This window comes from Sphingomonas bacterium (assembly GCF_903644135.1).
In the GTDB taxonomy this organism is placed as follows: Bacteria; Pseudomonadota; Alphaproteobacteria; order Sphingomonadales; family Sphingomonadaceae; genus Sphingomonas.
Window position 1 is genome coordinate 1 of sequence record NZ_CAHJXA010000133.1, and the last position, 7,228, is coordinate 7,228.

Here is a 7,228-nt window from a genome sequence, read left to right on the forward strand (position 1 = left end):
CCCCCGCCGCTCGGCTACGCGCCGGACGGGCGCTCGCTTCTCATCGTCGAGGAGCATGCCGCCATCATCCGGCGCATCTTCGATCGCTATCTCGTTCTGGGCAACGTGACGCATCTCGCCGCCGAGCTCGCTTGCGAGCGGATCGCCCTGCCGGTGCGCCAGCGCGGCAATGGCAACGGTCCTATCGGCGGCGGCTGGTTCCAGCGTGGCCAGCTTTACAAGATCCTGTCCAACCCGATCTACATCGGCCGCATCCCGCACGGGAAGACCAGCCATGCCGGGCTGCACCCGGCGATTATCGCTGCCGAGGTCTGGGAGGCCACCCAGTCGAAGCTCGCCGACAACCGGCAGGGCAGCAGCACCAGGGTCAGAGCCGCTAGCCCCAGCCTGCTCGCCGGCAGGATCATCGACGCCGATGGCAACCCGCTCGCCAGTTCGCATGCCACCAAGCAGGGGCGGCGCTACCGCTACTATGTCACCTCGCTGCCTCAAGGCGTCACCGCCCCGATCAGCCGCGTGCCCGCGCTCGAGATCGAGGCGGCGGTGACCAGCCGCATCGCAGCAGCGTTCGACGACCCGTTCGCCCTGGCGGGCGCGGCGGGGCTCACCCTCACCGCGCACAACACCGCCGCGCTCGCCGCGCGGGCGGAGGAGACCGCCGCCGCCTTGCGCAAACGCAACCGTACCGTCACCCAGGCGCTGGTCGGGATGGTACGGCTGCACCCCGCCCGCATCGACATCGAGCTTGCCACCGACGCGATCGCTCAGGCGCTGCAGCTCGACCCTGCGTCCGACGCATCAGGCACCATCATCCTCGCAGCCGAGGTCACCTTGACCCGCACCGGGCGTGCCATGCGGCTGGTGCAGGACAACGGCCTCACCATCCAGCGCAACGCCAACCCGGCGCTGATCCGGCTGCTGCTGCGCGCACGCCGTTGGTGGACGATCCTCAAGCAAGGCAAGCTCGACATCACCGCGCTGGCCGAGGCGGAAGGGGTGATGCCGGCCTACATCACCCGCGTGGTGCGGCTCGCATTCTTATCGCCCGCGGTCATCGAGGCGGTCCTCAAGGGCAGCGTCAGGGCAGAGGTGAACTCCACCACCATCACCGCAACCGATGCCATCCCCGCCTGCTGGCAGGTGCAGGCGCGCAAGATGCTGCCGGCGGTTCCGGTCAGTTAGCAATAGCCGACGAGCTGTCCTTCACCGACGCCCTGTCGTCGGCCAGTGCGGCCCCGATCATCGCCGCCAGCGCCTCTTCGGCGCGCTGGCGGACCGAAGAGTCACTCGCGACCAGACCCTGCCTGACCCATAGCGGCGCGCGGCCAAGAACCCGCTCGACAACCACAACGAACTGTTGGCTCATCCCCAGATCCCTTTGCGCTGCTAACCTTATGATCAGTCCACTCCACCTTTGTTACTTCAGCACCTTAGTTATAACAAGTGCCGGCTAGTTACTCGAACTGACGACAGAGTAGCTCTACAACATACACAAACAATCATAACATGAGACAATGATCGAGCGGGCAAGGCCCTGCTTTGTTGATTTTGCGATCATCGGCAGCACCGGTGCAAGGCCGTCGTTTACTAGGAGTAATGCGACCATAAGGTAAGATGGATCGGCAGGTAACAGCAACCAGGCCTGCGGAACCTTGTTGGCTCAGCGAGGTGAGAACGCTTCAGCTAGCAGATCGGTGGCTGCGGCCAGCCTTCGACCGTTCACATGCCTTGCGGGGTGGTTGGAGTCGCGCCTGATGCGGAGTAACAGCCGCTCATGCCGAGCGACGCTGGCAGACGCGGCACAGACATAATCATCGCAAGCCCACGCCATGAACGGGTCGCGGGCGCGGTCGAGCGGGTGACGTTTCATAGCGCCGAGACCGGCTTCTGCGTGCTGCGCGTCAAGGTGCGCGGCCAGCGCGACCTGATGACCGTCACCGGCCATGCCGCGGCGATCGATGCCGGCGAGTATGTCGAAGCCGTGGGCATCTGGCTGAACGACCGGCAGCATGGGCTGCAGTTCAAGGCGGAGCGCATCGAGACCGTTGTGCCCACTACTCTTGAGGGCCTGGAGAAGTACCTCGGCTCCGGCATGATCAAGGGCATCGGCCCCGTCTACGCCAGGAAGCTGGTGGCGACGTTCGGGCACGAGGTGTTCGAGGTGATCGAGCGCGAGCCGGCGCGGCTGCGCGAGGTGACCGGCATCGGTCCGGTGCGCGAGGCCAAGATCATCCGCGGCTGGAGCGACCAGCGCGCGATCCGCGAGATCATCGTCTGGCTCTACAGCCATGGCGTCAGTTCGGCCCGCGCGATGCGGATCTACAAGACCTATGGCGAGGACGCGATCGCGGTCATCAGCGCCGATCCCTACCAGCTTGCCCGCGACATCGCCGGCATCGGGTTCAAGACCGCGGACGCGATCGCGTCCAGCATCGGCTACGCCAAGGACGATCCCCGCCGCGTCCGGGCCGGCGTCGCGCACGCGCTCACCACCGCGATGGGCGACGGGCATTGCGGGCTACCGCGAGACGACCTGATACGGTCCGGTGCCGAGCTGCTCGAGGTACCGCCTTTCCTCGTCGAGACGGCGCTGGGCGGCGAGCTGGCGTCCGGCGAGGTGATCGCAGGACTGACCGACGGCCGGGAGGTGGTCTTCCTCGCCGGCCTCTACCGGGCCGAACAGTCGATCGCCGACACGCTGCTGCGCCTGCGTGCCGGCATCCTGCCCTGGCCGGCGATCGATGCCGACCGGGCGATCTCCTGGGTGGAACGGCGGACGGGTGTAACGCTGTCGGTCAGTCAGCGCGATGCCCTGCGGCTCGCGCTGGTGACCAAGGTCTGCGTCGTCACCGGCGGCCCCGGCGTCGGCAAGACCACGCTGGTCCGGTCGATCCTTCAGACCCTCGCTGCCAAGCGGGTCCGCATCGCGCTTGCCGCCCCGACCGGACGCGCCGCCAAGCGGCTGGCCGAGGCGAGCGGCATGGAGGCGATGACGCTGCATCGCCTGCTGGAGAGCGATCCCGGCGAGGGCGGGTTCAAGCGCAATGCCGAGAACCCGCTCGACTGCGACCTCTTGGTGATCGACGAGGCCAGCATGGTCGATGTCATGCTCATGCACGCGGCGGTGCGAGCCCTGCCCCGCGACGCCGCGCTGCTGCTGGTCGGCGACGTCGATCAGCTGCCCTCGGTTGGACCCGGTCAGGTACTCAAGGACGTGATCGCCAGTGGGGCCGTTCCGGTCGTGCGGCTGACGGAGGTGTTCCGACAGGCAGCGGAGAGCCGCATCATCACCAACGCACACCGGATCAACGCCGGCGAGATGCCCGAACTGTCGGCCCGCGGCACCGGTGACTTCTTCTTCGTCGAGGCCGACGAGCCGGGCGACGTCGCCGATAAGGTCGTCGACCTCGTGTCAAGGCACATCCCGCGCCGGTTCGGGCTCGACCCGGCCCGCGACATCCAGGTGTTGAGCCCCATGCAGCGGGGCGGGGCCGGAGCACGGGCGCTCAATGCGCTCCTGCAGCAACGGATCAACGCTCCGACCGAACAGGCGGTGGAGCGGTTCGGCCAGCGCTATGGCCCCGGCGACAAGGTCATGCACATCGTCAACGATCGCGAGCGCGACATCTACAATGGCGACCTCGGCGTGGTCACGGCGGTCGACCATGTCGAGGGCGAACTGACGGCGGTGTTCGGCGACAACGTGGTGACGTTCGAGTTCGGCGAGCTCGACGCTCTCCAGCTCGCCTATGCCACGACGATCCACAAGTCGCAGGGGTCCGAGTATCAGGCGGTGGTGATCCCGCTCAGCATGCAGGCTTATACAATGCTCGGGCGCGAGCTCGTCTACACCGCCGTGACCCGCGCCAAGCGGCTGCTCGTGCTGGTCGGCAGCCGCAACGCGCTGGCGATCGCGGTCAAACGCCGGCAGCCGCGGCGTTGGTCGCTGCTCCGCGAGCGCTTACGCAACCAATAGGCCGCGGAAGGCAGGGATCGTCGATTAGCGAAGAAGCGACCGCCAGTTCCAAGGGTCGCCTAGCCTTTCCGCTGCACGCGCGACGTCCTGCCGGCACCGCGACGATGGTGGTGCATGGTTTGTCGTCGCTTGCGCGACCAGCGGCTGCCCTACTAAGCATTACCAGTAGAAGGAGTTGATCGTCATGGCATTGAAGGACCTGTTCGCATCGTTCGGCGACACGCTTGAAGAGCTGTTCAACGCCAAGCCTTATGAAGCGGGCAAAGGACGCGCCCGGCTGATCAAGGGCATCGAAGCGGCGCGCGAGCAGTCGGCCAGCGGCCGCACCCGCGTGCCCAACCGGTGGTGGACGATCAGCAACGGCATCGTCGCGTTCTCGCCGCAGCTGCGGGGCACGCCGTTGATCATCAACGGAAAGGGCACCAACTTCATCCCGGCCGACCGGTTCGGCGAGTTTCTCGACGCGTTCAAGGCCGAGGTCGAGGCCGGCGAGTTCGACGCCATGATCGAGGCGATCGAGACCGGTACCGGCAATGCGGGCAGCAGCGTGCCGGTGTCGGCGGGCGGCCGTTCGCGCGGACCGATGTCTGAGGAGGCCAAGGCCAACATCCGTGCCGGCCGGGCGCGCGCCATGGCGGCGCGAGAGGCATCCGGCCAAGCCTGAGCGGCCGGAGCGCCGCTCCGCACCAAAAGATATCGTCGCTGCAGATCGAGATGACGTCGTCAGTATTGCGACCGGACCAGCACCGCCCGGTTCGGCATCGTGGCAAGGCGGTTGACCGCGGCGAGCGGGTCGGCGTTGTCGCGCGCAGCAGCGCGACCAGCTCGTCGACATCGACCGCGACGCCGGACCGAAACGGGTCGACGATGACCGGTGCGACGTCGTCGCCCACCAGGACCAGCATACGGCCCGGTACGTTCAGTATGCTCGCCGTCCACCCCACCCGGCGCGCGGCGGCGACGTAGAGGATCAACAGGCTCACCGGCAGCCTTGGCGCTGGTCGATGACCCGGATCAGATCGGCATTGTCGGGTCGTCGTGGTCTCGGCATCGCTGACGAACCCGGACTCGCCCGCCAGAACTTGCGCTAGCGCCTCGGTACGGCCGCGGGCTGTATCCGCCTTGGCCCCAACCGTCTCCAGCCGGATCGCGATCGCCTCCAGCAAGTCAAGTTATGGCTGCTCGTCAGTACTGGGGTGTTCAAGCAACGCTAGGATCAGGGCCGCCTCGTCGAGGACGAGTTTGTTGAGAGAAGTGTCCACGCCCGCAAGATGGGGATGCCAACCCATCCCACCGCTCTCGCCTGCGATTCGCGGTCAGACTGCTTTCCCGTGGCGTTTCGCCGAGAGCCGCACATTCCACTTGCCTGCCGCCGCGTGTGGAGCAATCACCGTCACACCCCTCGTGAAAGCCGGGGGGTGGGGCGTGGAAACCCCGGTTAAAGGTACTCGGTCGCGATTTCATCGGGGCCGGGTGGCATGCGCGCATGTCCAGCCGGCAACGGTAAAGGCGCATGCGCCTGATCCTTTGGCCCAGGTTTCCAACATCCGGCTTCGGCCGTCGCCCCGAGAGGACATAGGTGCGACGAGGAAGCCACTGGCCGCCAGCCGCACCGCCATGAACGGGAGGTGCGACCATGACGCTGGTTCTGCTCGACGACACAAATACACAGGTGGTGCGGCGAGTACCGCACGGCGAGGCACGCCGCGAGGCGACGCTGCGCGACCTCATCGCCGATCATCCCGGCATCCTGCCGGTCCACGACATCGACCCGAGCTATGGACGGCTGGTGACCGTCACGACCGAGCTCGCGATCCCGAGCGTCGGCTTTGTTGACGTGCTGCTGATCGACGAGCACGGCCGGCTGGTAGTGGTCGAGTGCAAGCTCTGGCGCAACCCGCAGGCCCGCCGCGAGGTGGTCGGCCAGATTCTCGACTATGCGCGTGAACTCAGCCGCTACGCCTATGAAGACCTGCAGCGGCAGGTTTCGATTGCGACCAAGCGGCAGGGCAACGTGCTGCACGCTCTGGCCACCGAGGCGGGCGGCAGCCTGGACGAGGCAAGCTTCGTCGACCGGGTCACGCGCGACCTTGCCGCGGGCAGGTTCCTGCTGCTGGTGGTGGGCGACGGCATCGCGGAGGGCACGCGCCGGATCGGCGAGTATCTGCGGGACCAGCCGGGGCTCGCATTCGAGTTCGGGCTCGTCGAGATTGCCGAGTACCGGCATGTGGATGCGAGCGGCCACGAGCAGGTGATCGTGCAGCCCCGCGTACTGGCGCAGACCACCACCATCGAGCGCTGGGTGATCCGCTCCGAGGTGCCGGGCACCGTCATCGAGCCGGTCGCGGCCATGCTCCCCAGTGTCACTGACCACGCCGTGCCCGCGATGCGAGCATCATCGAATGGGAAAGAGCGCTGGCGGCTCTTTGCCGACCGGTTGATCGCCGAGACCCGGTTCGACGATCCGGGCCAGCCACCGGCGCGCAGCGGCGGCACGGGCTGGTTCAAGGTGCCGCTGCCACGTGGCCTGTACGTCAACGTCTACCGCAGCAGCGGCGAGGGCGGGCTGGGCGCGCAGGTCCGGTTCGGCGGGTCGGACGGTCATGCCGCCTGGGATGAGCTGCTGGCCGAGCGCGATGCGGTTGATGCCGAATTCGTGGCCGCCGGCCTGCCGGTCCCGGTCTGGATTGCGGGCGACGTGCCAACGCTGAGCATCACCACGCCGTCACCCGAGCCGTGGGACGATGCCGTGGAGGTCGAGCAACGCCGCTGGATGAGCAGGGCCGCCAACCAGCTCGTCAACAGCCTGCGCCCGCGGCTGCAGGCGCTCGGCCGGGAGCTGGCTGCGTGAGCGCGGCAGCAATGACGCGGTCGGGAAAGGACTGACATGGAACCGATGTACGGCTTGATCCTGATCCTTGTCTGGGCGGGCGTGAACGCGCTTATAGCCAGTAAGCGCAGGCGGTCGGGCCCGGCTTTCTTCGGATGGTCGGTGTTGCCCGTCATCCCGGTCGCGATGTTGGCTGCATACCTCTCCCACGGGGAGGGCGCGATTGCCGGTTGGGCAGCGTTCATCCCGGCCGCCGGTGCCTTCATCGCGGCGATCGCGGTACCCAATGGACAGGAGGCGGCGGCTCGGACCGGGAGCTTCGGAGCCTATGTCAAATGCCCGTATTGTAAATAGGCGTTGAACCGGGACCCCCGATCGGCGTCCAAAAGGGACCCCCCGATGGCGAGGGCGAACGTCGATGA

General features: G+C 67.1%; 6 protein-coding genes and 1 pseudogene. 5 read left to right on the forward strand and 2 right to left on the reverse strand.

The window, feature by feature from the left end; all coding sequences use genetic code 11:
* A partial coding sequence (locus HUU96_RS08500; protein WP_174292400.1) for a recombinase family protein occupies positions 1-1,182 on the forward strand: 1,182 nt, incomplete at its 5' end.
* On the opposite strand, the gene HUU96_RS08505 is transcribed toward HUU96_RS08500, so the two are convergent.
* Positions 1,175-1,366 (reverse strand): DUF6771 family protein, encoded by a 192-nt coding sequence (locus HUU96_RS08505; RefSeq protein WP_174292401.1) that lies wholly within the window; start codon positions 1,364-1,366, stop codon positions 1,175-1,177. The genes HUU96_RS08500 and HUU96_RS08505 overlap by 8 nt on opposite strands.
* Before the next feature lie 408 nt (positions 1,367-1,774).
* Here HUU96_RS08505 and recD2 point away from each other — a divergent pair, with 408 nt between their 5' ends.
* Both recD2 and HUU96_RS15115 read left to right on the forward strand, forming a co-directional pair.
* The gene (gene recD2 / locus HUU96_RS08510) at positions 1,775-3,976 is read left to right on the forward strand and encodes an SF1B family DNA helicase RecD2 (RefSeq protein WP_174292402.1); all 2,202 of its coding nucleotides are present in this window, start codon (positions 1,775-1,777) and stop codon (positions 3,974-3,976) included.
* Positions 3,977-4,160: 184 nt separating this feature from the next.
* Entirely contained in the window at positions 4,161-4,640 is a 480-nt protein-coding gene (locus tag HUU96_RS15115; RefSeq protein WP_254605139.1) for a hypothetical protein, read from the forward strand.
* Between the two features lie 145 nt (positions 4,641-4,785).
* On the opposite strand, the pseudogene HUU96_RS15325 reads toward HUU96_RS15115, so the two are convergent.
* Positions 4,786-5,142 (reverse strand): annotated as a pseudogene (locus HUU96_RS15325) (transglutaminase family protein); the annotation flags it as partial.
* A gap of 470 nt (positions 5,143-5,612) precedes the next feature.
* Here HUU96_RS15325 and HUU96_RS08525 point away from each other — a divergent pair.
* Together HUU96_RS08525 and HUU96_RS08530 are read left to right on the forward strand one after the other, a co-directional pair.
* The gene (locus HUU96_RS08525) at positions 5,613-6,827 is read left to right on the forward strand and encodes a hypothetical protein (protein WP_174292405.1); all 1,215 of its coding nucleotides are present in this window, start codon (positions 5,613-5,615) and stop codon (positions 6,825-6,827) included.
* A gap of 36 nt (positions 6,828-6,863) precedes the next feature.
* Positions 6,864-7,160 carry a hypothetical protein gene (locus HUU96_RS08530; RefSeq protein WP_174292406.1) on the forward strand — a complete coding sequence of 99 codons (297 nt, stop codon included), beginning with the start codon at positions 6,864-6,866 and terminating at the stop codon, positions 7,158-7,160.
* Positions 7,161-7,228: the final 68 nt, after the last annotated feature.